Annotated in this window: 33 protein-coding genes and 3 tRNA genes; all 36 read right to left on the reverse strand. The window is 65.4% G+C overall.

Going from position 1 to position 22,812, the window contains the following annotated elements; all coding sequences use genetic code 11:
* Window positions 1-641 (reverse strand): hypothetical protein (locus GF399_10120; protein MBD3400672.1); only part of this gene is annotated, 641 nt, incomplete at its 3' end.
* Between the two features lie 139 nt (window positions 642-780).
* Window positions 781-1,386 carry a hypothetical protein gene (locus GF399_10125; protein ID MBD3400673.1) on the reverse strand — a complete coding sequence of 202 codons (606 nt, stop codon included), beginning with the start codon at window positions 1,384-1,386 and terminating at the stop codon, window positions 781-783.
* A 253-nt stretch (window positions 1,387-1,639) separates the two neighbouring features.
* Window positions 1,640-2,248, reverse strand: a complete 609-nt coding sequence (locus tag GF399_10130; protein ID MBD3400674.1) for a ribonuclease HII — start codon at window positions 2,246-2,248, stop codon at window positions 1,640-1,642.
* Complete coding sequence (locus tag GF399_10135; protein MBD3400675.1) at window positions 2,248-2,919, reverse strand: hypothetical protein; 672 nt, start codon at window positions 2,917-2,919, stop codon at window positions 2,248-2,250. The genes GF399_10130 and GF399_10135 overlap by 1 nt, the downstream gene beginning before the upstream one ends.
* 14 nt (window positions 2,920-2,933) lie before the next feature.
* Complete coding sequence (locus GF399_10140) at window positions 2,934-4,202, reverse strand: 2,3-bisphosphoglycerate-independent phosphoglycerate mutase (GenBank protein ID MBD3400676.1); 1,269 nt, start codon at window positions 4,200-4,202, stop codon at window positions 2,934-2,936.
* 2 nt (window positions 4,203-4,204) lie between these two features.
* Window positions 4,205-4,849, reverse strand: coding sequence for a hypothetical protein (locus GF399_10145; GenBank protein MBD3400677.1), 645 nt, complete (start codon window positions 4,847-4,849; stop codon window positions 4,205-4,207).
* Complete coding sequence (locus GF399_10150; GenBank protein ID MBD3400678.1) at window positions 4,681-5,433, reverse strand: hypothetical protein; 753 nt, start codon at window positions 5,431-5,433, stop codon at window positions 4,681-4,683. The genes GF399_10145 and GF399_10150 overlap by 169 nt, the downstream gene beginning before the upstream one ends.
* A gap of 1 nt (window position 5,434) precedes the next feature.
* Entirely contained in the window at window positions 5,435-6,457 is a 1,023-nt protein-coding gene (locus GF399_10155; protein ID MBD3400679.1) for an MreB/Mrl family cell shape determining protein, read from the reverse strand.
* A 26-nt stretch (window positions 6,458-6,483) separates the two neighbouring features.
* Window positions 6,484-8,061 carry a hypothetical protein gene (locus tag GF399_10160; GenBank protein MBD3400680.1) on the reverse strand — a complete coding sequence of 526 codons (1,578 nt, stop codon included), beginning with the start codon at window positions 8,059-8,061 and terminating at the stop codon, window positions 6,484-6,486.
* Between the two features lie 234 nt (window positions 8,062-8,295).
* Window positions 8,296-8,372, reverse strand: a tRNA-Arg gene (locus tag GF399_10165).
* Between the two features lie 41 nt (window positions 8,373-8,413).
* Window positions 8,414-8,506: transfer RNA gene (locus tag GF399_10170), tRNA-Ser, on the reverse strand.
* A 765-nt stretch (window positions 8,507-9,271) separates the two neighbouring features.
* Window positions 9,272-9,363 (reverse strand) — tRNA-Ser (locus tag GF399_10175).
* A gap of 34 nt (window positions 9,364-9,397) precedes the next feature.
* Window positions 9,398-9,811 (reverse strand): 50S ribosomal protein L17, encoded by a 414-nt coding sequence (rplQ, locus tag GF399_10180; protein ID MBD3400681.1) that lies wholly within the window; start codon window positions 9,809-9,811, stop codon window positions 9,398-9,400.
* Window positions 9,812-9,845: 34 nt separating this feature from the next.
* Window positions 9,846-10,832: a DNA-directed RNA polymerase subunit alpha gene (locus GF399_10185; GenBank protein ID MBD3400682.1), complete on the reverse strand. Its 987-nt coding sequence runs from the start codon at window positions 10,830-10,832 to the stop codon at window positions 9,846-9,848.
* Window positions 10,833-10,948: 116 nt separating this feature from the next.
* Window positions 10,949-11,575 carry a 30S ribosomal protein S4 gene (gene rpsD, locus GF399_10190; protein MBD3400683.1) on the reverse strand — a complete coding sequence of 209 codons (627 nt, stop codon included), beginning with the start codon at window positions 11,573-11,575 and terminating at the stop codon, window positions 10,949-10,951.
* Between the two features lie 22 nt (window positions 11,576-11,597).
* Window positions 11,598-11,987 (reverse strand): 30S ribosomal protein S11, encoded by a 390-nt coding sequence (rpsK, locus tag GF399_10195; protein MBD3400684.1) that lies wholly within the window; start codon window positions 11,985-11,987, stop codon window positions 11,598-11,600.
* A gap of 32 nt (window positions 11,988-12,019) precedes the next feature.
* Window positions 12,020-12,394, reverse strand: coding sequence for a 30S ribosomal protein S13 (rpsM, locus tag GF399_10200; GenBank protein ID MBD3400685.1), 375 nt, complete (start codon window positions 12,392-12,394; stop codon window positions 12,020-12,022).
* 9 nt (window positions 12,395-12,403) lie between these two features.
* The gene (rpmJ, locus tag GF399_10205) at window positions 12,404-12,517 is read right to left on the reverse strand and encodes a 50S ribosomal protein L36 (GenBank protein ID MBD3400686.1); all 114 of its coding nucleotides are present in this window, start codon (window positions 12,515-12,517) and stop codon (window positions 12,404-12,406) included.
* 318 nt (window positions 12,518-12,835) lie between these two features.
* Window positions 12,836-13,054, reverse strand: coding sequence for a translation initiation factor IF-1 (gene infA / locus GF399_10210; GenBank protein MBD3400687.1), 219 nt, complete (start codon window positions 13,052-13,054; stop codon window positions 12,836-12,838).
* A gap of 113 nt (window positions 13,055-13,167) precedes the next feature.
* Entirely contained in the window at window positions 13,168-13,899 is a 732-nt protein-coding gene (gene map, locus GF399_10215) for a type I methionyl aminopeptidase (GenBank protein ID MBD3400688.1), read from the reverse strand.
* A gap of 29 nt (window positions 13,900-13,928) precedes the next feature.
* Entirely contained in the window at window positions 13,929-14,696 is a 768-nt protein-coding gene (locus tag GF399_10220; GenBank protein ID MBD3400689.1) for an adenylate kinase, read from the reverse strand.
* A gap of 532 nt (window positions 14,697-15,228) precedes the next feature.
* Window positions 15,229-16,545: a preprotein translocase subunit SecY gene (gene secY / locus GF399_10225; protein ID MBD3400690.1), complete on the reverse strand. Its 1,317-nt coding sequence runs from the start codon at window positions 16,543-16,545 to the stop codon at window positions 15,229-15,231.
* Window positions 16,545-16,979: a 50S ribosomal protein L15 gene (gene rplO / locus GF399_10230; protein MBD3400691.1), complete on the reverse strand. Its 435-nt coding sequence runs from the start codon at window positions 16,977-16,979 to the stop codon at window positions 16,545-16,547. The genes secY and rplO overlap by 1 nt, the downstream gene beginning before the upstream one ends.
* A gap of 18 nt (window positions 16,980-16,997) precedes the next feature.
* On the reverse strand, window positions 16,998-17,183 hold the full coding sequence (gene rpmD / locus GF399_10235) for a 50S ribosomal protein L30 (protein MBD3400692.1): 186 nt from the start codon (window positions 17,181-17,183) through the stop codon (window positions 16,998-17,000).
* A complete protein-coding gene (rpsE, locus tag GF399_10240; protein MBD3400693.1) occupies window positions 17,176-17,796 on the reverse strand; it encodes a 30S ribosomal protein S5 in 621 nt (206 codons plus the stop codon). The genes rpmD and rpsE overlap by 8 nt, the downstream gene beginning before the upstream one ends.
* A gap of 17 nt (window positions 17,797-17,813) precedes the next feature.
* Window positions 17,814-18,173: a 50S ribosomal protein L18 gene (rplR, locus tag GF399_10245; GenBank protein ID MBD3400694.1), complete on the reverse strand. Its 360-nt coding sequence runs from the start codon at window positions 18,171-18,173 to the stop codon at window positions 17,814-17,816.
* Window positions 18,174-18,249: 76 nt separating this feature from the next.
* Window positions 18,250-18,798: a 50S ribosomal protein L6 gene (gene rplF, locus GF399_10250; GenBank protein ID MBD3400695.1), complete on the reverse strand. Its 549-nt coding sequence runs from the start codon at window positions 18,796-18,798 to the stop codon at window positions 18,250-18,252.
* A gap of 364 nt (window positions 18,799-19,162) precedes the next feature.
* On the reverse strand, window positions 19,163-19,561 hold the full coding sequence (rpsH, locus tag GF399_10255; protein ID MBD3400696.1) for a 30S ribosomal protein S8: 399 nt from the start codon (window positions 19,559-19,561) through the stop codon (window positions 19,163-19,165).
* 69 nt (window positions 19,562-19,630) lie between these two features.
* Window positions 19,631-19,816 carry a type Z 30S ribosomal protein S14 gene (locus GF399_10260; protein ID MBD3400697.1) on the reverse strand — a complete coding sequence of 62 codons (186 nt, stop codon included), beginning with the start codon at window positions 19,814-19,816 and terminating at the stop codon, window positions 19,631-19,633.
* A gap of 18 nt (window positions 19,817-19,834) precedes the next feature.
* On the reverse strand, window positions 19,835-20,386 hold the full coding sequence (rplE, locus tag GF399_10265; GenBank protein ID MBD3400698.1) for a 50S ribosomal protein L5: 552 nt from the start codon (window positions 20,384-20,386) through the stop codon (window positions 19,835-19,837).
* Window positions 20,387-20,398: 12 nt separating this feature from the next.
* Complete coding sequence (locus GF399_10270) at window positions 20,399-20,719, reverse strand: 50S ribosomal protein L24 (protein MBD3400699.1); 321 nt, start codon at window positions 20,717-20,719, stop codon at window positions 20,399-20,401.
* Window positions 20,720-20,721: 2 nt separating this feature from the next.
* Window positions 20,722-21,090, reverse strand: coding sequence for a 50S ribosomal protein L14 (gene rplN / locus GF399_10275; protein MBD3400700.1), 369 nt, complete (start codon window positions 21,088-21,090; stop codon window positions 20,722-20,724).
* Window positions 21,091-21,176: 86 nt separating this feature from the next.
* Window positions 21,177-21,434, reverse strand: coding sequence for a 30S ribosomal protein S17 (gene rpsQ / locus GF399_10280; GenBank protein MBD3400701.1), 258 nt, complete (start codon window positions 21,432-21,434; stop codon window positions 21,177-21,179).
* A gap of 2 nt (window positions 21,435-21,436) precedes the next feature.
* The gene (gene rpmC, locus GF399_10285) at window positions 21,437-21,643 is read right to left on the reverse strand and encodes a 50S ribosomal protein L29 (protein ID MBD3400702.1); all 207 of its coding nucleotides are present in this window, start codon (window positions 21,641-21,643) and stop codon (window positions 21,437-21,439) included.
* Between the two features lie 26 nt (window positions 21,644-21,669).
* Entirely contained in the window at window positions 21,670-22,074 is a 405-nt protein-coding gene (gene rplP / locus GF399_10290; GenBank protein ID MBD3400703.1) for a 50S ribosomal protein L16, read from the reverse strand.
* Entirely contained in the window at window positions 22,074-22,811 is a 738-nt protein-coding gene (gene rpsC, locus GF399_10295) for a 30S ribosomal protein S3 (GenBank protein MBD3400704.1), read from the reverse strand. The genes rplP and rpsC overlap by 1 nt, the downstream gene beginning before the upstream one ends.
* Window position 22,812: the final 1 nt, after the last annotated feature.

A 22,812-nucleotide genomic window follows, 5' to 3' on the forward strand; every position in this document is an offset into this window, starting at 1 on the left:
ACGTACTGGTAGCCGTCGGGGTTGACCACGGGGATGATCCAGACCTCGCGGTTGTCGACGATGTCGGTGACCTCGTCGTCAGAGCCGTAGTTCTCGCACAGGTATTCGGCGAACAGGTAGTTCACCACGGGGGTCGAGATCTCGCGGGCGTGGTGGCAGCCGTTGAGCATCACGTCGGCCTCGCCGGTGTCGTCGGTGCCGACGTTGTCGGAGATCTTGAGGCCGTAGATGTGACGACCCTCCTCGGTCGGCAGGCCCCACTCGTCAGTGAAGTCGTAGAGTTCGCAGATGGCCGGGTAGGAATCGGCCAGGTCGGTGATGAACTTAACGATCTCGCCGTGGTCCATATAGCCCGAGGGCAGGTCGTTGGAGCCCTCGATGACGGCGCGCAGGGCGGCGGAGACGTCGTCGTAGAGCACCTCCTGCTCGGTCAGACCGGCTGAGTAGAGCAGGTGGCGGTCCACTTCATCGATGACGATGTCGACGGCCTGCTCGTCGAGCATCCAGCCGGCAACGTCGAAATCGCTCCAGTTGATGCTCTCCTGGAGCTCGCGGTCGATGTAGCACCGGATGAGCATGGTGCTGCCCAGGGCCGGCAGGACGAGGAAGGTGAGCAGTAGACAAGCGAGAATCTTGCGCATGGGGCTCCGAAAGTGGGGGTAAGGGTCTGCGGCAACGGTGTAGAATTAGCATAAAAAACGGCCGCCTTCAAGCCACGGCGGCCGAATATATCTAAAAGATGCCTCAGCGGCCGTCGGCGGACCGCCGGGGCCGCGTGGGCTAGTCCAGGTTATGCTTGCGGCGCAGACGCTCGTACTCGCGCTCGACGGCCTCGCCGCTCTCGAAGCCGGTCAGGGCGACCACGGCGTGGATCAGCACGGCGACGGCCCAGCCCGCCGTGGGCCAGATCGCCCACCAGTTGATCCGCGCATCACCCATCTGGGTGATATAGTTCAGCGCCCACAGCCCGGCGTTGATGACCAGGTAGACCAGCAGGTGCATCTTGAACTCGGCCCGGGCCTTGGCCTGCTTGCGCAGGCGTTTCTCCAGGCGCTTGTCCTCCAGCGGTTCCACGACGCCTCCCTCGGTCAGGCCGCGCCGACGGCGCAACCGGTAATACTCGCGCTCCGTCAGGGATTCCTCGTTCAACCCGGTGAAGGCCGAAAACAGGTGGAACATCAGGCCGATCCCCCAGCCCAGGGTCGGCCAGATCGCCCACCAGTAGATGGCGCGGTCGTTCATCTGAGTCAAGTAGTTGATGGCCCACAGGGCGCCGATGATAATGACGAAAGTCAGCAGGTGGCGCTTGAACTCGACGCGCTCCCTGGCCTGTTTGCGCAGGCGCTTCTCCAGGCGTTCGTCCCGTTCGTTTTCGTACCCTTCCATTCCCCTCCTCAGTTACGGACGTAATCTGCAGGTAAAGACGCCGCACACTGCTCCCGGCTCGGCAAAACAGCCCGGTGAAACGTAACTTGTCGCAGTTACAGCGGGCGGAGTTGGCACGGTTTTTGCGATAACCGTGCCTTGCCGCCGCCCCCGGGTACGCTGCGATTTGCAAAAACCGTGCCAACTCCGCCCGCCCAAGGTTTGGCGAGGGTCATTGCGCCGGGGCTGTTTTGCCGAGCCGGCGGCGGCCGCTTCAACCGAAGAGCGCGGTCTGTTGGACGGCGCGCCAGCTCCAGCGGTGGGCCGGGCAGGGGCCCAGGCGGCGCAGGGCTTCGAGGGCCTGGGTGCCGTAGCCCTTGTTGGCGGCGAAGCCGTAGCCGGGGTACAGCTCATCCAGGCGGACCATCAGCCGGTCGCGGTAGACCTTGGCCAGGATGCCGGCGGCGGCGATGCTGGCGATGCGGCCGTCGCCGCCGACGATGAAGCGGGCGGGTACGTTGAGGCTGTGTTGATGCAGGTGTTGGGGCGGACCGTCGACCAACAACAGGCGGGGCCGGGTGGCCAGTTCCGCAACGGCCCGACCCATGGCGGCGAAGGAGGCGCCGATGACGTTGAGGCGGGCGATCTGGCCGGGGCAGGCGTGGGCGACGGCCCAGGCGGCGGCGTGGTTTTCGATCTCGGCGGCCAGGCACGCGCGCCGCTTAGGGCTCAGGCGTTTGGAATCGTCCAGCCCGGCGGGCACGTCGGCCGGATCGAGGATCACGGCGGCGGCGGTCACCGGACCGGCCAGGGGACCGCGGCCGGCCTCGTCGAGACCGGCCACGGGGCCTTGCAGACTGTTTTCATAGGTGTAGTCCAGCATCAGCTCGCGGCCAGGGCGGCGATGAGTTCGAGGGCCAGCCGGCCGCCCTGGGGCCAGAAGGTCGCCGTACCGACACCCTGATCGAGGACGACGTCGTCCTCTTCGACGATGACGGCGCCGGAGTCCTCGCAGAGTTGGCGCTTGGCCCCGTAGGGGGCCGTCCGAATCCCGTCGAGGACGCCGGCCCGGGCCAGGGCTTCGACGGCGATCCCCGAGGCGGCCACCAGGGCGCCGGACTCCCGGGTCCGGCGCACGAGCCGGTGGACGCTTTCCAGCTTGGTCAGGCGTTCCATCCCCCGGGACTGCATTAGATACAGGGCGTCGTATTCAGCGGTTTCGTCGAGCTCTTCGAGCTGGAGATCGACGAGGATCTCGCTGCTGCCCAGACCGAAGAGCCGTCCTCCCGTGGAGGCCACCAGCAAGCGGGCGCCGGAGGCCAGCAACAGCCGGCGGACGTCGTAGAACTCGGGATCATAGAAGTGGCTGCCGACGCAGACGACGATGGTGCGGCCCGCGAGGGCGCCGTCGAGTTCGGCGGGCAGCTCGAGCCGTTCATCTTCGACTTCGGACTCGGCGGGCGCCGCCGCGGCGGCATCCTCCTCGGCGGGCGGGTCCTCGCCGCAGGCCAGACAAAGCGACAGGGCGATCGGGATGACAAGCAGATAACGCATGGTTTCACCTCGGCTCAGGCGCCGAATTTGGAATAACGGTTGGCCAGGTTGAGCAGGACGGGCAGCAGGTCGTCGCCGCGCAAGCGACCCAGGGAACCGGCGGGGCAGGTGAATTCGTCGAAGGTCTCGCCGCAGTCCGGGCGTACCGCGGGACCGTGGACCAGCAGGGGCACGGGATCACCGGCATGGTCCATGCACTCGCAAGGAGTGGAGTGGTCGGCGGTCACGGCGAGGATCGTCTCGCCCTGCCACAGCTCGCGCAGCAGGCCGAGGAGGCGGTCGACCATCTCGCAGGCCCGGATCTTCTCCCGGGGGTTGTCGTCGTGGCCGGCCAGGTCCGGGGCCTTGACGTTGCAGAAGATGAAGTCGTAATCGTCCCAGGCGGCGTTGATCGTCGAAGCCATGGCCTCGATGTCGGTGTCGAGCCCGCCGGTGGCGCCGGGGCATTCCAGCAGGTCCAGTCCCAGGTAACGGCCCAGCAGGCCGGTCAACAGGCCGACCTCGACCAGAGCGGCGGCGCGGACGCCCCGCAGCTCCGGGAAGGCGGGAATGTGGGGCACCAGTCCCCCGCCCCGGGGCAGGATGCAGTTGGCCGGGGGTTGACCGGCCCCTCGGCGCTCCTCGTTGAGTTCGTGCTCCTCGAGGACCCGATGGCTGAGGGCGACGAACTCGTTGACGGCCTCGGCGGTGCGCCGGGCGGCGGCGTACTCGGGATGTTCCTTGCCGACGCTGGGTTTGCAGTGATGGAGCAGCTCGTCCTCGACGTGGGGATCGACGTCGATCACCCGGCCGGAGAGCCCGTCGCCGCGTAGCACCAGGGCGGCGCGGTGGGCGATGGATTCACGGAACAGGGCCGTCACCCGGCCGTCGACGAGCTTGACGCCGTCGAGGGCCCGGGCCAGTTCCCGGGTGCCCTCCTTGATCCGTCCGGCGCGGCGGTCGCGGACGATCAATTCGCCGGAGCGCTCCTCGACGGTGGAGAAGTTGCAGCGGAAAGCCACGTCACCCTCGTGCAGGCGCAGCCCGACGCCGGCGGCCTCCAGGGGTCCACGGCCGGTGTAGTACTCGTAGGGGTCGTAGCCTAGCAGGGCCAGATGGGCGGTGTCGCTGCCGGCGCAGATACCGGGGGCGATGGGGTCCATCAGTCCCACGGTCCCGGCGGCGGCCAGCTCGTCGAGCACCGGCGTCTGCGCCGCGGCCAGGGGGGTGCGGCCGTCGAGTTCGGCGATGGGGCGGTCGCCCATCCCGTCGCCGACGATCAACAGGATCTTCCTTTGCTGCATGGTCAAACCTGCCCTTCATAGCTGGTGTTCATCAGGCGATCGAAGAGTTCGTATAGCGGCGGCGCGGCCAGGGCCGTGGCGCCGATGCGGCTGAGCATCGTCCAGCCGCCCGGGGGCGCCTGGGCACCGGTCAAACTGGCCAAGGCCCAGAGGATCAGCCAGGCGTAGAACCCGGCGGCGGCGACGGTGACGAAGCGCACCAGGGGGCTCTTGGGGTAGAGGCTTTCGCGCAACAGGGCGACGATGAGGGCCGTCGAGCCCAGGCAGAACAGCCAGGCCCCCAGGGGACCCCAGCCGCTGAAATCGAGCAGCAGACCGGCGGCCGCGGCGGTAAGCACGGCGGCGGCGGGTTTTTCGGTCAGCCCCAGGTAGCAGACGGCCAGCAGGACGAGCAGGGGCTTGAACAGCTCCCAGCCGCCCCAGAGGGCGAACAGGCCGCGCTCGAGGATTAGGGCCGCCAGTAGGGGAAGATAGCGCTTCACGGGGTCACCGAGAGTACCAGTTGACCGAACTCGGCGCCGGCGGGATCGGCGGGTCGACCGAGGCTGCAGGCGGCGTCCAGGGCGCCCGGTTCCCAGTCCACCCGGGTTACCCGCCCCAGGGGGATGCCCGCCGGCAGGCGGCCCAGCCCGCTGGTGACGGCCAATTCCCCCTGCCGTGGCAGAGTCTGACTGCCCAGGTGCCTGACCAACAACTCACCCTCGATGTATTCGGCCACGCCGTCGGCCCGGCAGGAGACCAGGCGCGCCCCGCAGGCCCCGGCCCGCGCGAGGGGGACGATTTCAGCGTAATCGTAAGCCAAGCCGCCGACGACGCCGGCCAGACGGCCGTCGATGATCAGGGCTTCGCCGCCTCGCAGTCCGTCGCTCGCGCCCGCGTCGATGGTCGGCGGCCGGTTCGCCGTCAACTCCACGGTCAGCAGGCGCCAGGGACTGCGCAGGCGCAGACCCAACTGCTCGCGCAGCGCCTGGTTCTCGGCGGCCAGCACCTCGGCCCGGGCCAGCTCCTGTTCGACGGCGGCTGTCCGGGCGATAACGGCCAGCTCGTCGTCCTCGTCGGCCAGGAAAGCGTCCCAGCGCTCTCCCAGGGTGGCCAAGGCGCTGGGCAGGGCGGCCAGCCCGGCACGCAGTTTCTCCAGCGGCGCGAGATCGACGGCGTCGGCCCAAACCAGCAGGGACGACAGCACCAGCAGTCCGACGACCAGGGGCGCCAGGCTGCGGACGTCGCTCATCTCAGGCCTCCTCGCCGCGCAGGACGACCTTGGCGAAGCGCTCGCCGTCGTCGATGATCTTGCCGGCTCCGGCGACGACGGTTGTCAGCGGGTTGTCGACCCGGGTGATGGTCAGCTTGGTCTCACTGGAGATCAGACGGTCCAGGTCGCGCAGCAGGGAGCCGCCGCCGGCCATGAACACTCCGCGATCGACGATGTCGGCGGACAGCTCGGGCGGGGTCTTCTCCAGGGTCTGGCGAACGGCGAGGAGGATGTTACCCACGGGTTCCGCAATGGCCTCGCGCACCTCGGCCGAGGTTATCTCCAGGGTCCGTGGCACGCCCTCGACGACGTCGCGGCCGCGGATCAGCATCGTTTCCTCCTCGTCCTGGGGAAAGGCGGTGCCGATCTTGAGCTTGATCGATTCGGCCGTCTGTTCACCGACGAGGAGGTTGTAGGTCTTGCGCAGGTACTTGTCGATGGCGGCGTCCATCTCGTCGCCGCCGATGCGGATGCTAGTGTTGGTGACGATGCCGGAGAGAGAGATCACGGCGACCTCGGTGGTTCCGCCGCCGATGTCGACGATCACGTTGCCCACCGGCTCGTGGACGGGCAGGTCGGCGCCGATGGCGGCGGCCATCGGTTCGTAGACCATCAACACCTCGCGGGCGCCGGCGTGGAGGGCGGAGTCGCGCACGGCGCGCTTCTCGACCTCGGTGATCCCCGAGGGGACGCAGATCAGCGTCCGCGGTCGGATCAGCCGCCGCCGACCGTGGCTTTTCGAGATGAAGTACTTGAGCATCCGCTCGGTGACTTCATAGTTGGCGATCACACCGTCCTTCATCGGCCGCAGGGCGCTGATCGTCCCCGGGGTGCGCCCGAGCATCGTCTTGGCCTCCAGGCCGACGGCGATCACCTGCTGGGTGTCGCGCTTGAGGGCGACCACGGAGGGCTCGTCGATGACCACGCCCTCGCCGCGGACGTAGACCAGCGTGTTGGCCGTGCCCAGATCGATGGCGATGTCGTGGGAGAACAGACCGAAGATGGCGCCGAGTAGGCCCACGTTGCCCCCTAGTTTCCGTCGGTGCTGGTGAAAGGACCGGGTTGGCCGATGTCGTAGATTCCCATCCAAAAAACCCTCTCGTCGAAGATATAACTGTAGGGATCGGAGAGGAAGACCCGCTGGTCGGCCCGGACGGTGATGCTGTCGCCACCGCCGTGAAGCCGTGAAGGCAATTCCAGTGTGAAGCTCTCGAGACCCTTGCTCATCAGGGCGTGATGGGCGAAGAATTCCACACGGTTATTGCGGAAATACTCGGCCAGACGCCCTTCGGCCAGTACACGCTGATAATCGTAGTCGTTGACCAGGCCGTCGAGGTTGATGGTCGGACGCTGGCTGAAGTAACCGAAGATGCCGGCGTCGCGCATGGCGAAGACGGTGCCGGGCGGGGTATTGCGGCGGGCCCACAGCGCCCCCTCGTAAGCGGCGCGGTGAAAGTCGGCCCCGCGCTGACTGAAGGAGATTACGTGGCCGGCGACGACCGCCGCCGCGGCCAGGATGGTCAGGCTCAACCGCAGCCAGCGGCGGCGCTCGAAGAAGGCGGAAAAGACATCACCACCGAAGAGGGCCAGCAACGGTACGCCGAGCGCCACGGCGTAATAAGGGAAGGCCGCCCAGTGGATGAAGAAGACGTTGTAGGCCAGAAAGAGCAGATAACCCCAGGCCAGTATCCCCACCAGCGGCCCTTGTCGACGGTGCCGGGCGGCGAACCAGACCAGGGCCGCCAGACCGAGGATGCCGAGTTCCCGGAAGATCAGCAGGTTGCCGTAGAAGAATCCCGGTACGGGGAAACTGGTTTTCAAGCTCCCCGATAGGGGCAACAGGTGGCCGAAGGTCAGCTGGTTCCAGAGCAGCAAGCCGACCAGGGCGATCATGGTCGGGGCGAACAAGCGCAATCCACGGCGGATGAAACCCGACCAGCCACCGTGGCGTTGCCTATCGCGGATGAAGGAGAGCAGGAAATAGATCCCGGCGGTCAGGTGGAGGAAGGCCGTATCCAGGCGGGCCAGAAAAACCAGGCCCAGCAGAATCCCCACCGCCCATTCGATCCGTGGGAGGCTCTCCAGGCGCAACAGCGCATGCCGATCCGCCAGCTCGACCGCCGTCAGCAACAGCGGCAGTGCGATCGCCATCTCCATGCCGCTGCCGATGTTATGGATGATCATCGGCCAGCTGAGGCAGATGATGACGAACAACCCCGTCCGTTCTCCGTAACGACGGTTGACGAGGCGGTGCAGCAGGATCAGCGAATAGGCGGCCAACAGGTAGTTGAGCGTCAGGATCAAGCGATAGGACCATTCGACCCCGATACCCAACAGGTGGGGCAGGGCGCAAACGAGCTGCCAGAGTGGATGGAAGCCGTTGGTCTGGTGCAGACCGTCGAAGGTGAAGCCCCGCCCGGCGGCGAGGTTCTGACCGATTTTGAGGTAGTACAACACGTCATCGTAGACGTAATGCACCAGCTGGCCCAGCGGCAGGGCCAGAACCATGGCCAGCTTGTAGCCGATGATAACGGCCAGCGCCAGTAAACCGAGGCGGCGGTAACGCCGTTGCGTGTCTTCGGTGAGGGTAAGCGGTTGGTCGTTCACTGTTGAGGACCTCGGAAGATTGCTCGAAAAACCCGATCATCGAAGCGCCGCACACCAGCGGAAGGCCGGCCGTCAGTGCGCTCCGCTATAATGGTGACACGGACAAATATAGCAGAAAGCACCGATTAGTGTAACTCATCAGCCCGGCGGATTGGAAATCCATCCCCCAACCGGGCCGTCTCACAGCCTCGGTCGGTGACAAACAAGAAGCGGTCCCCCGAAAGGGGACCGCGGTGGCGCGCCCGGCAGGATTCGAACCTGCGACCTACGGATTCGTAGTCCGGCGCTCTATCCAACTGAGCTACGGGCGCGGGATCGACCGCCGAAGCGGTCGTAACACTACAGGTACCGATGGCGGAGAGGGAGGGATTCGAACCCTCGGTGCACCTATTAAGCGCACAATCGCTTAGCAGGCGATCACCTTCGGCCTCTCGGTCACCTCTCCGCGGGGCCACTGGTGAACAGGTACCGCCCGTTTGATGGGCCAGGGGATTATACCGACGCCGCAGGCCGGAGGTAAAGGAAAAAACCGCCCCGGCAATGTCGGGGTGAAAGCTGCGCTCGGTTGACAACTGCTTGACCAAGCGGCCTCGCGGTTCGAGGCGCGAACCTTTGAAAAACAGCCTCGCCCGGCTTCAACCGCGCCCGCCAGCCGCGCGAGCCGGAACTGGCACGGTTTTTGCAGCTCCGGACCCGTCCGGACGTTTAGCGGCACAGGATTGCGCAAAAACCGTGCCAGTTCCGGCGGCTTGGGCTGTTGTCAGGTGTTATCGAATACGGGGGCTGTTTTTCAAAGGTCCGCCCGAATGCTGGTAAGAGAAGCCGCGGAAGTCGCTGAAGCCGTTTTGGGATAGGCGCTCGGTAAGCACCTGGTGGCCGCGGTCTGGATCGTTCGCTGATACGGCGAGAGTTGACACCGGCTCGCTGATAACACTCAGCCCCGGCGGGGGGCTTGGGGTGATGTTGGGTCCGTTTGTCTCCGCGGTTACTTTTTATGCTTGCTCCCCGGAGATATTCCAGTACTTGTTGTGGTGGGGGCTGTTACAACCTGCGCCGAAAACCACGTTACCACGTAGTTGATAAACGTGCATTGCTCTTCAGGCTCTTCAGAACAATCCAGCCCCGGAAGCAGCTCAGCTCCGGTGATCAAGCCGTCTTGGTGGTGAAGCGGCCCCGGAAGCAGCTCAGCCCCGGAAAAACTCAGCCCCGGTGGCGGAGGGCACAGGATTCGAACCTGCAAGGGCCTTTTGCGGGCCCGGCGGATTTCAAGTCCGCTGCCTTACCAGTTAGGACTAGCCCTCCGCGAGGGTAATTCGAATCCCGGCCGCCGGTTTTCTTACTCGGTGATTTTCTTTTTGAGTTTGATGACGCGGGGTTCGGCGAAATCGTCGCCCATCTCGCAGAGTTCGACGTAGGAGACCTCGGCGCCGTCGCCTTTACGGAAGCCGCGGGGGATGATGCGGACGAAGCCGCCTTCGCGGTTGTCGTAGCGTGGCAGGACGACATCGAAGAGCTTGCGGGCGGCCTTGCGGTCGTTGGCCAGGGCGGTGTAGACGGCGCGGCGCGCGGCGGTGGAGCCGGCGCGGGCCTTGGCTAGTTGGCGATCGGCGTAGCTTTTGAGTGCCTTGGCTTTGGTGTGGGTGGTCTCGATGCGCTCGTGGCGGATGAGCGAGCGAAAGAGGTTGCGCAGCAGCGCCCTGCGGTGGGGGGCGTTGCGTCCGAGTTTGTAGCCGCTGTGACGGTGTCTCATGGTGTGCCTTTAGCTGAAACGGGCCGTGGCCGCGTTAGTCCTCGATATAGTTGGAGGTGTCCATCCCGAGTTCCAGGCCGTAGCCGTCGAGGAATTCCTGGATCTCGGCCAGGGATTTCTTGCCGAAGTTGCGGTACTGGAGCAGCTCGGATTCGGTTTTGGCCACCAAATCGCCGAGGTTGTTGATGTTGGCTGCTTTGAGGCAGTTGGCCGAGCGGACGGAGAGTTCGAGATCGGAGACGGGGCGGGCGAAGAGCTCGCGCATACGGCGGCGTTCCTCGTCCTCTCGTTCCTGCTGTGGTGTTTTGCGGGCCTCGGCGGAGCTGATGACGGAGAAGAAGTCGATCAGGATGCCGGCGGCGTTCTCGAGGGCCTCACGCGGAGTGAGGCTGCCGTCGGTGGCGATCTCGACGGTCAGCTTGTCGAAGTTTGTCATTTGGCCGACGCGGGTTTCATCGACGGTGTAGTTGACCTTGCGGATGGGGGTGAAGACGGCGTCGATGGGGATCATGCCGATGAAGTCGTGCTCCTCGGGAAGCTCGATTTCATGGGCGGTCAGGTAACCGCGGCCGTTCATCAGCAACATCTCGATCTCGAGCACGCCGTCGTCGTCGAGGGTGGCGACGTGGGCCTCGGGATTGAGGATATGGAAGCCGGCGGGAAGGTGGAGGTCGGCGCCGGTTACCTCGCCGGGGCCCTCGGCACGGATGCCGACGAGTTGGGGTTCGACGGTGTCGATATCGGCGGAGAAGACGAGTTGGCGCAGGTTGAGGATGATGTCGGAAACATCCTCGACGACGCCGTCGAGGGTGTCGTATTCGTGCTTGGCGCCCTCGACGCGGACGGCGACGACGGCGAAGGAGCTCAGGCTGGATAACAGTACGCGCCGCAGGGCGTTGCCTACGGTGGTGCCGAAGCCTGAGGCCAGCGGTTCGAAGATGAACTCGGCCCGGTTGGGGTTGTTGTCATCCTCGTTGAGCTGGACCTTGACGTCAGTTTGTAAGACCTTGCCGATGATCATCTTACCTTACGTCCCGTCGGAAGCGGTCCGCGCGCCGGGCGTCGCGGACGTCAATCTCGCCAAAGCGGGCGGGCAACCGAAGCTGTAAGTCGACCCACCCGCGAAGAAAGCAGGTATTAACGCGAATATAGCTCGACCACGAGCTGCTCGTTGAACGGCATGGCGATGTCGTCGCGCTGTGGCAGCCGGGAAACGGTGATTTCGAGTTTGTTGCGATCGACCTCGAGCCAGGAAGGCGCCTGGGGTTGGAGCTTTTCGAGGCGGAACTTGACCTGGGGGACGGTGCTTGACTTTTCACGGATCTTGAGCACGTCCTCTTCGGCGAGGCGTTGGCTGGGGATATTGACCTTGCGCCCGTTGAGTTCGAGATGGCCGTGCCGGATGAGCTGGCGGGCCTGCTGGCGCGTGCCGACGAAGCCGGAACGGAACAGGACGTTGTCCAGCCGGGTCTCGAGCATGATCAACAGGTTGTGGCCGGTGATGCCCTTGGATTGCTCGGCCTTCCTGTAGGTGTTGAAGAACTGGCGTTCGAGCAGTCCGTAGGTGCGGCGAATGCGCTGCTTCTCGCGGAGCTGGAGTCCGTAGGAGGAGCTGCGGCGCCGCCGGCGGCGGCCCTGCTGTCCCGGTGGGTTGGGGCGACGCTCCATAGCGCACTTGGCGGTGTTGCAGCGCTGTCCTTTAAGGTACAGCTTGACGCCCTCGCGGCGGCAGAGTTTGCAGTTGGGTCCGGTGTAGCGAGCCAAAGGGTTCCCTCCTGTGAAGCGGCTAGAGGCGACGCCGCTTCTTGGGGCGGCAGCCGTTGTGGGGCACGCTGGTGATGTCCTTGATGGCGGTGATGCCCAAACCGGCGGCGGAGAGCCCGCGGATGGCGGATTCGCGTCCGGAGCCGGGGCCCTTGATGTGGACCTCGACCTTGCGGATGCCGGCGTCGAGGGCCTTTTTGGCGCAGTTGCCGGCGGTGACCTGGGCGGCGAAGGGGGTGGACTTCTTGGAGCCCTTGAAGCCGGCGGTGCCGGCGCTACCCCAGCCGATGACCCGACCGTCGAGGGTGGTCACGCTGATGATGGTGTTGTTGAAGGAGGAGCGGATATTGATTATCCCCTCGGGGCTGCCCTCAACGAACTTGATCGAACGCCGGCTGCGTCGTGCTGACATTTCCTTACCTCTCTGGAGTTGCGCCGGGCGGGCTAGACTTTGGCGCGCCGGGCACCGACGGTGCGCTTGGGTCCCTTGCGGGTGCGCGCGTTGGTGCGGGTGCGTTGGCCGTGAACGGGCAGACCGCGCTTGTGGCGCAGGCCGCGGTAGCAGTTGATGGCCATCAGGCGCTTGATGTTGCGGGCCACGGAGGCGCGCAGGGTGCCCTCGACGGTGTAATCGTTCTCGATCACGTTACGCAGCCGCGTGATCTCATCGTCGGTGAGGTCCTTGGTGGCGGTGCCCCGGGGAACCTCGGCCTTGTCACAGACCTTGCGGGCGCTGGTGCGACCGATGCCGTAGATGTAGGTCAGGCTGATCTCAACCCGTTTGTTGTTGGGAAGATCGACGCCGGCGATGCGAGCCATCGGTCTCCTTTATCCTTGTCGCTGCTTGTGGCGCGGGTTCTTGCAAATGACGCGAACGACGCCGCGGCGCTTGATGACGCGGCACTTGTCGCACATGGGCTTGACTGAGCTGCGGACCTTCATGGTGCTCCTCCGCTGGATGCGGAAATCTCCCCGTTGGGTCGTCGGCGACCCGGAGGAGTCGACTTGCGTTATAGACCGAATGATGACCGAATGCTGCCGGAACAGGCGGGTTTTAGTCTCGTATAACCGGTCCTTTTCGACCTAGGCCTGAACGATACTTGACCAACCACCGCCCAACCAGCCGGATAACGGACCGTCGGTGGGTACGCAGGCGGCGAGACGACGCCGCGTTGGTCGAACCCCGCGAGCGGAACCTTCGCTACTGCCGGGTGTGGCGCTGGCGGACCCGCGAGCCCCTCCCGACCATCGGCAAGCCCCTTACTTGAAGCGCCAGGTGATGCGGCCCTTGGTCAGGTCGTAGGGGGTGACTTCGACGCGGACCCGATCTCCGGGGAGGATGCGGACGAAGTTCATCCGCATCTTGCCGCAGATGTGGGCCAGGATGGAGCGGCCGTTGTCCAGCTTGACGCGGAACATCGCGTTGGGCAGGGCCTCGGTGACCACACCCTCGACCTGGATTACCTCTTCTTTGGCCATCGTGAGCTTGCTCTTTTGTTTGGGCTGTGCTCTCTATGTCGATGCGGGCGGCAAGTTTAAGTCAGGTCGGGTTGTCAAGTCAAGAGCGACACGGGTCTTTTTGGGCGTTATGTTCAGTCGAACAGGCCGTCGGCCGACCAGGGGGTGGTGACCTCACAGCCCTCGTCGGTGACGACGAGGCTGCGTTCGTAGTGGGCGCTGAGTCCGCCGTCGTAGGTGACCACGGTCCAGTTGTCGGCCAGGACCTTGGTGGCGATGGTGCCCATGTTAAGCATGGGCTCGATGGCCAGTCCGTCGCCGGGCTGGACGCGGGGGCCGCGGCCGGGCTTGCCGAAATTGGGGATCTGGGGCCGTTCGTGCAGCTTGCGACCCACGCCGTGGCCGGTGAAGTCGCGGACCACGTGATACCCACGGCTCTCAGCGTGGGTCTGCACGGCGGCGCCGATGTCACCGATATGGACGCCGGGGCCAACCAGAGCCACGGCGCGCTCCAGACACTCGTAGGTCGTCCGCATCAGCCGATGGGCCTCGGCGCTGATTTGACCGACGGCAACGGTCAGGGCGGCGTCGCCGTGGTAGCCGCCCAGGTAAGCGCCGACGTCGAAGCTGGCGATGTCGCCCTCGACCAGTCTGCGCTCACCGGGGATGCCGTGGACGATCTGCTCGTTGATAGAGATGCAGACGCTGGACGGGTAGCCGTTGTAGCCCTTGAATGAAGGCTTGGCGCCGGCGGTACGGATCAGCTCCTCGATCCGGGCGTCGATGTCGCGGGTGCGGGCACCGGGTTGGGCCAGCTCCCGACAGAGGTAGAGGGCGTCGACGACGATGGCGCCGCTGGCCCGCATGGCCGTCAGCTTCTGTCGCTGCGCTTCGGTCACCGCAGGACCCCCAGTTCGTTCAAGGCGTCGACGACGCGCCCATAGACGTTTTCGATCGGGCCGACGCCGGTAACCTGAGCCAGCGCTTTGCGCCCGGCGTAGTAATCGATCAGGGGCGCGGTTCGCTCGCGGTAGACCTCGAGGCGCCGCTGGACCGTCTCGGCGCTGTCGTCGCTGCGCTGAACGAGTTCGGCGTCGTCGGCGTCGCAGCGGCGGTCGCGCCGCGGCGGCTTGGTGATGCTGTTGTAAACGCGACCGCAAACCGGACAGCGAAGCCGGGCGGTCAAGCGGCGGACGACTTCCTCCTCCGGGACCTCGAGCGCCACGGCGCCGGCCAATTGCCCCGGAACCTCATTCATCAAGCCCTCCAGACGGCGGGCTTGGTTGAGATTGCGCGGGTAGCCGTCGAAGAGGAAGGCCTGTCCGGCGTCGGTGTTGAGCCGGCGACGCAGGAGCTCCTCGACGGTGTCGTCGTCGACCAGACGACCCTCCTTAACGACACCCTCGATGCGCCGGCCCAGTCCGTCGCCGGCGGCGATGGCGGCGCGGATCAGATCACCCGTGGAGAGGTGCACCAGCCCCCGACGCCGCTCGAGTAGCTCGGCGATGGTGCCCTTGCCGGCTCCCGGCGGACCGAGGAAGACGACGCTCTGACTCACGATGGCTCCCCGTTGAGGAAGGTGTTCGGTGGCGCCGCCGGAAAAACAGCCTCCGGGGGCGTCGATAAGCGACCGCCACCGCCGGAACCGGCACGGTTTTTGCATCTCGGCGCCCGTTCGAACGATGATAACGGGTCGCCTCCGCAAGAACCGTGCCGGTTCCGGCGGTGGCGGTTTTTGGCGGTCGGTCGAGGAGGGAGGCTGTTTTTCCGGCGGGAGCGGATCGGGGTCGCCGGCGGACGATCCGGGTGATGCTATTCTGGTGCGCTCCAGCACCTTTTGCGAGGGGCTGTTCTGCTTGTTGATTGTTGGCGCGGCGGCGGCGGATTTATCGCGCCGGCCCGCCAGCGGCCCGGGACCAGCCCAATCAAGGCGTAGGGCTTGAATTTCTCACCCCCACGAACCTGTCCCGCTAATCCTGTCCCCCAGTCCAGTCCCCTGTCCTGCCCAATCAAGTCCTTGCTTCGGTCTCCATTCCAGCTTAAAACGGGGTCCCCAGTCCGGTTCTTGATCATGAACCGCGGACCCGTTCCAATCCAGCCCCCAATCCAGCCCCCCAATCCAGCCCCTTTGGGGAAGCGGACCGTGGCGACGGGGCCGACGGTCCGCGGGAGTGCGACGGGGCCCGTTGGCGGAGCTAGCGGCGTCCGCGGATGCGGCCCTTCTTGAGGAAGCCGTCGTAGTGGCGCATCAGCAGGTGGCTTTCGATCTGGCGCATGGTATCCAGGGCCACGCCGACGACGATCAGCAGTCCGGTGCCGCCGAAGGCGAAGGGGGCCTGGAAGATCTGGCTCATCACGATGGGCAGCAGGGCGATGATGGCCAGGAAGATGGCGCCGGCCAGGGTGATGCGCGTCAGGATGCGGTCGATGAAGGCTTCGGTGCGTTTGCCTGGTCGGACGCCGGGGATGAAGCCGCCGTACTTTTTCATGTTGTCGGCCAGGTCGGCCGGATTGAGCACGATGGCGGTGTAGAAGTAGGCGAAGAAGATAATCAGTGTGGCGTAGATCACCATGTAGAGGGGTTCGCCGGGGGCGAGCCAGCCGGCGAGGGTGCGCAGCCACTCGGCGTCGGTGAACATTAGGATGGTGTTGGGGAACATGATCAGGGCGCTGGCGAAGATGATCGGGATGACGCCGGCGGTATTGACCCGCAGGGGTATGTGGGTTGTTTGGCCGCCGTATATCTTGCGTCCGACGATGCGTTTGGCGTACTGGACGCGGATGCGGCGCTGACCCTGCTGGATGAGGACGACGGCTGCGACGACGAGGACCATCACCAGCAGGAGGATGACGGTGTTGATCATGTTGCTCTCGCCGAGGAACAGCTTATCGACGTTGGCGGTGAAGTCTGCTGGTATGCGGGCGATGATGCCGATGAAGATGATCAGGGAGATGCCGTTGCCGATACCGCGTTCGGAGATCTGTTCGCCGAGCCACATGATGAAGGCGGTGCCGGCGGTCATGGTGATCATGGCCAGCAGGGTGAAGCCCCAGGGTCCCAGGGAGGGGTCGAGGAGACCGGGGATCTCGCTGGCGCCGAGGTTGCGGATCCAGGCGGAGATGCCGTAGCTCTGCAGCAGGGAGAGGCCGATGGTGCCGTAGCGGGTGTACTGGGTGATCTTCTTGCGTCCGGCCTCGCCTTCCTTCTTGAGCTTCTCCAGGGCCGGGATGACGGCGGTGAGGAGCTGGAGGATGATCGAGGCGGAGATGTAGGGCATGATGCCCAGAGCGAAGATGGTGGCCTTGCGCAGGTTGCCGCCGGCGAACATGTCGAAGAAACCGAAGACGCCGCCGGAGGCTTTGCTGGCGAACCAGTCGGAGAGGGCGCCGGCGTTGACCCCGGGGGTGGGGATGTGGCCGCCGATGCGGTAGACGAACAGCAGCAACAGGGTGAAGAGGATGCGCTGCCGCAGCTCCGGGATCGCGAACATGTTGCGGATGCTCTTGAACACTAGACCACCACCGCTTTCCCTCCGGCGGCCTCGATTTTGGCCCGGGCGCCGGCGCTGAAGGCGTTGGCGCGGACCTCGTAGGCGCCGGTGATTTCCCCGTCACCGAGGATCTTGACGCGGCTTGCGTGGGTACGCACGCGGCGTCGGGCTTTGAGCAGTTCGATGTCGACGACGCCTTCGGCGCCCAGGGCGTCGAGCTCGCCGACGTTGACGAAGTCGTAGTGTTTTTTCATCAAGCCGCGGCGGGAGTTGAAGCCGCGCTTGGGCAGGCGGCGAAACAGGGGCATCTGTCCGCCCTCGAAACCGCGTCGCACTCCGCCGCCGGAGCGGGAGTTCTGGCCGTTCATGCCGCGCCCGCAGTAGGTGCCGCGGCCCGAGCCGTTGCCGCGGCCGACGCGCCGCCTCTTCTTGTTGTTGGAGGGTTTGAGTTGCATGGTTCCCCTTTGGCGGGATTAGTCCTCTAGGGTCTCGACTTCGACCAGATGGCGCACGGCGTAGGCCATCCCGCGGATCTGCGGGGTGTCGTCGTGGACGACGGTCCGGCCGATCTTGCCCAGGCCGAGGGTCTTGAGGGTGACCTTGTGTTGTTTGAGGGCGCCGATCTGGCTCTTGATCTGGGTGATGGCGACTTTATTCATCACGTTCCTCGCGGCTGCCGCCGGCGGTGTAGCCGACGATCGGCCCCTCTTCGGCGTCTTCTTCTTCGGGCTTTTCCTCTTCGCTTTCGCTGCGCTGGCTGCGGAAGGTGAAGTAGCCGTGGTGACGCATCAGGGGTCGCTTACCCCGCCGCTTGGCCACGCTGTCGATGTCCATCATGTTTTCCAGGGCGTCAAAGACGGCGTGGACGACGTTGTGCGGGTTGTTGGTGTTGAGGGTCTTGGTCAGGATGTCGCCGATGCCGGCGACCTCGAGGATGTCGCGGACGGGACCGCCGGCGATGACCCCGGTACCGGGGGCGGCGGGCTTGAGCAGCACACGGCCGGCGCCGGCGTGACCGACGATCTTGTGGGGGATGGTGGTGCCGATCATGGGGACCTTGTGCATATCCTTCTTGGCGGCTTCGATGCCTTTGCGCACGGCGTCGGGCACCTCGGGGGCCTTGCCGAGGCCCCAGCCGACACGACCCTTCTTGTCGCCGACGACGACGAGGGCGTTGAAGCTGAAGCGCCGGCCGCCCTTGACCACCTTGGCGACGCGGTTGATGGTGATCACGCGGTCTTCGAGATCACCGAGGATGTCCTTTCTTCTCATCATTCCCCTTTATCAGGTTAAAACTGCAACCCGCTCTTGCGGGCGGCGTCGGCCAGAGCCTTGACGCGTCCGTGGTAGCGGAAACCGCCGCGGTCGAAGACGACGCGTTCAACGCCGGCGTTCTTGGCCCGCTCGGCGATCAGCTCGCCCACCCGGGCGGCGTTGGCGATATTGCAGGCCGAAGCGGCGCCGCTCTCGTTACGCAGCTCCAGGGTGCTGGCGCTGGTCAGAGTCCGACCGGCCTCGTCGTCGATGAGCTGGACGTAAAGGTGGCGGTTGGAGCGGAAGACGGCCAACCGCGGGCGTTCGGGCGTGCCCGAGACGTGTTTGCGGATATGGGTGTGCCGCCGCATTCTGAGTCGCTGTTTCTTGAGCATGGTTCTCCTGTCGGTCGGTCCGCGTGTCGGCGGACCTCGGGCCCCGGAGGACCCCCCGTTACAGTGGTTGGTGCGGCTAGGCGACGGTGGCCTTGCCGGCCTTCTGGCGGACCCACTCGCCGTCGTAGCGGATGCCCTTGCCCTTGTAGGGTTCCGGGGGCCGTACGCGGCGGATGCGGGCGGCGGTCTCGCCGACGAGCTGCTTGTCGATGCCGGAGACGGTGATCAGGGTGAAGTCGCCCCGGGGTTCGACGGCGAAGGCGATGCCTTCGGGCGCCGGGATCTCGACGGGGTGGCAGAAACCGACGTTGAGGAGGAGGGTCGAGCCTTTGACCTGGGCGCGGTAGCCGGTGCCGCGGATCTCGAGCTTCTTCTCGAAACCCTCGGTGACCCCCTGGATCATGTTGGCGGTCAGCGAGCGGGCCAGGCCGTGGAGGGACTTGGATTGCTTGGTCTCGTCGGGCCGGGTGAAGCACAGCCCTTCGTCGCGCAGCTCGAAGGCGATGGGGTTGACGACTTCCCAGCTCAACTCGCCCCGGGGTCCCTTGACGTGGATGATCCGACCGTCGAGCTTGATGTCGACCTTGTCGGGCACGGGGATGGGGTTGGCGCCGATGCGGCTCATCGTGACCTCCTGGGGGGACGACGTCGGGGCGGTTCCTGGTTGCGTCGGTCCCGGTGGCGTTTCCTCGATACGGATGCCGGTGGATGTTGGTGACTGCTTGTACGCCGGCGTCCCGGGGGGTGGACTTGCGCAGCGGGTTTTAGGAAACGGGGCCGGACCGCTTTCTTGACCGTCGTGCTTGGCTAGTTTGGGGTTGCGGGCCGGCTCGCGGGTTCGCTGGCGTTTTCTTCGCTGGCGTTTTCTTCGCTGGCGTTTTCGTAGGTCGGTTTTGAAAGTCGCTTTCGTGTCTGCTTCTCGCTCGCCCTTGCGGGCTGCGATCATTCTCGATCGGGCCGGCGGCGGGTTCGCCGTTTGCAATCGCTCCCTACCAGACGCGGCAGATGTATTCGCCGCCGACGCCCTTGCGCCGGGCGGCGTAGTCGGGCAGTACGCCGTGGGAGGTGGAGATGACGGCGACACCCAGTCCGTTCTTGACGTAGGGGATGGTGTCCCGGCGGACGTAGATGCGCAGGCCGGGCTTGGAGACCCGTTCGAGACCCCGGATGGCGGGTTCGCCGCGGTCGCCGTACTTGATGTCGACGACGAGACTGGGGTGGCCTTCATCACGCTCGACGCGGTAGCCGGTGAGGTAGCCTTCGTCGACGAGGAGCTTGACGATGGATTCCTTGAACTTGGAGTAGCCGATGGTGACCCGTTGATGGTCGGCCCGGAAGGCGTTGCGGATGCGGGTCAGCAGATCGGCGATGGGGTCTGTCATCACCATAATTGGTAGAACCTCTAACTGGCGGCCGTCGCCGCGTGGGAAGAAGGTGCTAGAAATCGCGTTCTGCGCTTACCAGCTGGCCTTGGTTACGCCGGGGAGCTTCCCCTCGAGGGCCAGTTTGCGCAAGCAGATGCGGCACATGTCGAAGCGCCGGTAGTAGGCGCGGGCGCGTCCGCACAGCGGGCAGCGGTTGTATTCGCGCACCTTGTACTTTTGCGGGCGTCGGGCCTTGACTCGTAAGGCGGTGCGGGCCACCGGTTCCTCCTGCGGCTGTTAGGGCAGCGGTTTGCTGAAAGGCATACCCAGCTCTTGTAACAGGGCTTTGGCCTGTTCGTCGTCGGGGGCGTTGGTGCAGATGGTGACGGTCATCCCGGCGACCTGGGAGATATCATCGTAGTTGATCTCGGGGAAGATCACCTGTTCAGTCAGCCCGAGGTTGTAGTTGCCGCGGCCGTCGAAGGCGCGATCGCCCATGCCCTGGAAATCGCGGATCTGGGGCAGGGCGACGCTGATCAGACGGTCGAAGAACTCGTACATCCGTTGGCGGCGCAGGGTGACGCGGCAGCCGACGACGTAGCCCTCGCGGATCTTGAATTGGGCGATCGACTTTTTGGCCCGGGTCAACACGGGCTTTTGACCGGTAATGGCGGTCAGGTCCTCGACGGCGCCCTCGACGATCTTGGGGTTCTCCTTGGAGTCACCGATGCCGCGGTTGAGGACGATCTTGGTCAGCCGGGGCACCTGCATCGGGTTATGGAACCCGAAGCGCTTGGTGAGGGCCGGGCGGACCTGCTCTTGGTAATGCTGTTGAAGCCTGGCGGTCACGACTGCCTCCTGCTAAGCGAACTCGGCGTCGCAGCGCTTGCAGACGCGCTTGCGTTCGCCGTCGGTGCGGACGATGCCCAGGCGGCTGGGCTTGCCGCACTTGGGGCAGACCAGCATCAGGTTGCTCAGACGAACGGGGGCCTCGAGTTCGATGATGCCGCCCTGGACGTCTTGGCTGGTCTGTCGCTGGTGCTTCTTGACGAAGTTGACGCCCTGGACGACGGCGCGTTGATCATCGAGGAAGATCTTGAGGATCTCGCCGCGCTTGCCGCGGTCCTCGCCGGAGATGACCTCGACGGTGTCGCCCTTGCGCAGTTTGGTAATCCGAGACATTGCTAGAGCACCTCCGGGGCCAGGGCGACGACGCGGTAGAATTTCTTCTCCCTGAGTTCGCGGGCCACGGGGCCGAAGACGCGGGTGGCGACGGGCTCGCCCAGGGGGCCGATGATCACCGCGGCGTTGTCGTCGAAGCGGATGTAGGAGCCGTCCTTGCGGCGGATCTCCTTGCGGGTGCGCACGATGACGGCGCGTACCACGGAGCTGGCCTTGACCTGGCTGTTGGGCAGGGCCTCTTTAATGGTGACCACGACGACATCGCCCACCGAGGCGTAGCGGCGTCGCGATCCACCGAGGACCTTGATGCACAATGCCTTTTTCGCACCGGAGTTGTCGGTGACGTTGAGGATGCTTTCTTGTTGAATCATCTGCTACCGCCTTTGGCCCCGCCGTCGTCCCACGAAGGGCGGAGGCGCGCCGCCGCCGGGGCGTGGTGGTTATGGGGTCCGGGCGCTCACGCGCTGGACCGTTCGAGAATGTCCAGCACCCGCCAGCACTTGCGCTTGGACAGCGGCCGGGTTTCTTCGATGAGGACCCGGTCGCCGGCGCGACACTCGTTGTTCTCGTCGTGGGCCATGTAACGGCTGGTCAGGGTGATCGTCTTGCGATACAGGGGATGGGACTGACGGCGCTCGACGACGACCACCACGGTCTTGGCGTGGGCGTCGGAGGCCACTCGTCCGATCCGGCGTTTGCGTTTGCTTACGGCCATCGTTAACCCTCGTCGGCGGGGGCGTGGCGACGCTCCCAGAGGATGGTTTTAATGCGGGCGATATCTTTGCGCACCTGCCGGATGCGCGCCGGGTTGGAGAGCTGCTTCATGCGCAGCTGGAAGCGCAGGTTCATCAGCTCGGTGGTGAGCTCGTCATGGGTGCTCTCCAGCTCGGCCTCGGTCATCTGCTTCAGCTCGGTCGACTTCATGCCTACAAGCTCCTAGTGTTCGGATACTAGCGTTCGACGAAGCGGGTGCGGATGGGCAGCTTGTGGCTGGCCAGGCGCATGGCCTCGTAGGCGGTGGCGCGGTCGATGCCGTCGAGTTCGAACATGATCCGGCCCGGCTTGACCACGGCCACCCAGCCCTCGGGAGCGCCCTTACCGGATCCCATGCGGACTTCCTGCGGCTTCTTGGTATAGGTCTTGGTGGGGAAGATGCGGATCCACAGCTTCCCGCCGCGCTTGACGTGGCGGTTGATGGTCACGCGGGCGGCCTCAATCTGCCGGCCGGTGATCCAGTGGGGATCCAGGGCCATCAGGCCGTACTGGCCGTAGTTCAGGGAGCTGCCGCGATGGGCCTTGCCGCGCATCCGGCCGCGCTGGTGCTTGCGCCACTTGGTTCGTTTGGGTTGCAGCATCAGCGGTTCCTCCTGCCGTCACGCCGACCGCCGCGGGGCGGGCGACGATCGCCGCGCCGGCCGCCGCCCCGGGGGGCGTTGATATCGGAGCCCTTGAGGCCCTCGGTGCCGGGCAGCTTCTCGCCGTGGTAGATCCAGACCTTGACGCCGATGCGACCGGCGGTGGTGCCGGCCTCGGCCAGGCCGAAGTCGATGTCGGCGCGCAGGGTGTGCAGCGGCACACGGCCGACGATGTAACGCTCGGTGCGGCTCATCTCGGCGCCGCCCAGGCGGCCCGAGCAGATGATCTTGACGCCCAGGGCGCCGCGACGCAGGGCGGCCTCCTGGACCTTTTTCATCGCCCGGCGGAAGCCCATACGCTTCTCGAGCTGTTGGGCGACGTTCTCGGCGACAAGTTGGGCGTTGGTCTCGGGAGAGCGCACCTCGTCGATGGCCACCTTGACGGGCTTGCCGAGACGTTCGGCCAGCTCGTCACGCAGTTTGTTGACCTCGCTGCCCTTGCGGCCGATGATGATCCCGGGCCGGCTGCAGCGGATGATCACGGTGACCAGGTTGGGCAGACGCTCGAACTCGATCGCGCTGACCCCGGCGCCGTAGAAGCGTTCCTTGAGCTCCCGCCGCAGATGGATGTCCTGATGGAGCTGCTCGCGGTAGGTGTCGCCGCGGGCGAACCAGCGGGATTTCCAGGGCTTGATGTAGCCCAGGCGAAAGCCGGTGGGGTGGGTTTTCTGTCCCATA

The organism is Candidatus Coatesbacteria bacterium (genome assembly GCA_014728225.1).
Classification (GTDB): Bacteria; RBG-13-66-14; RBG-13-66-14; order RBG-13-66-14; family RBG-13-66-14; genus WJLX01.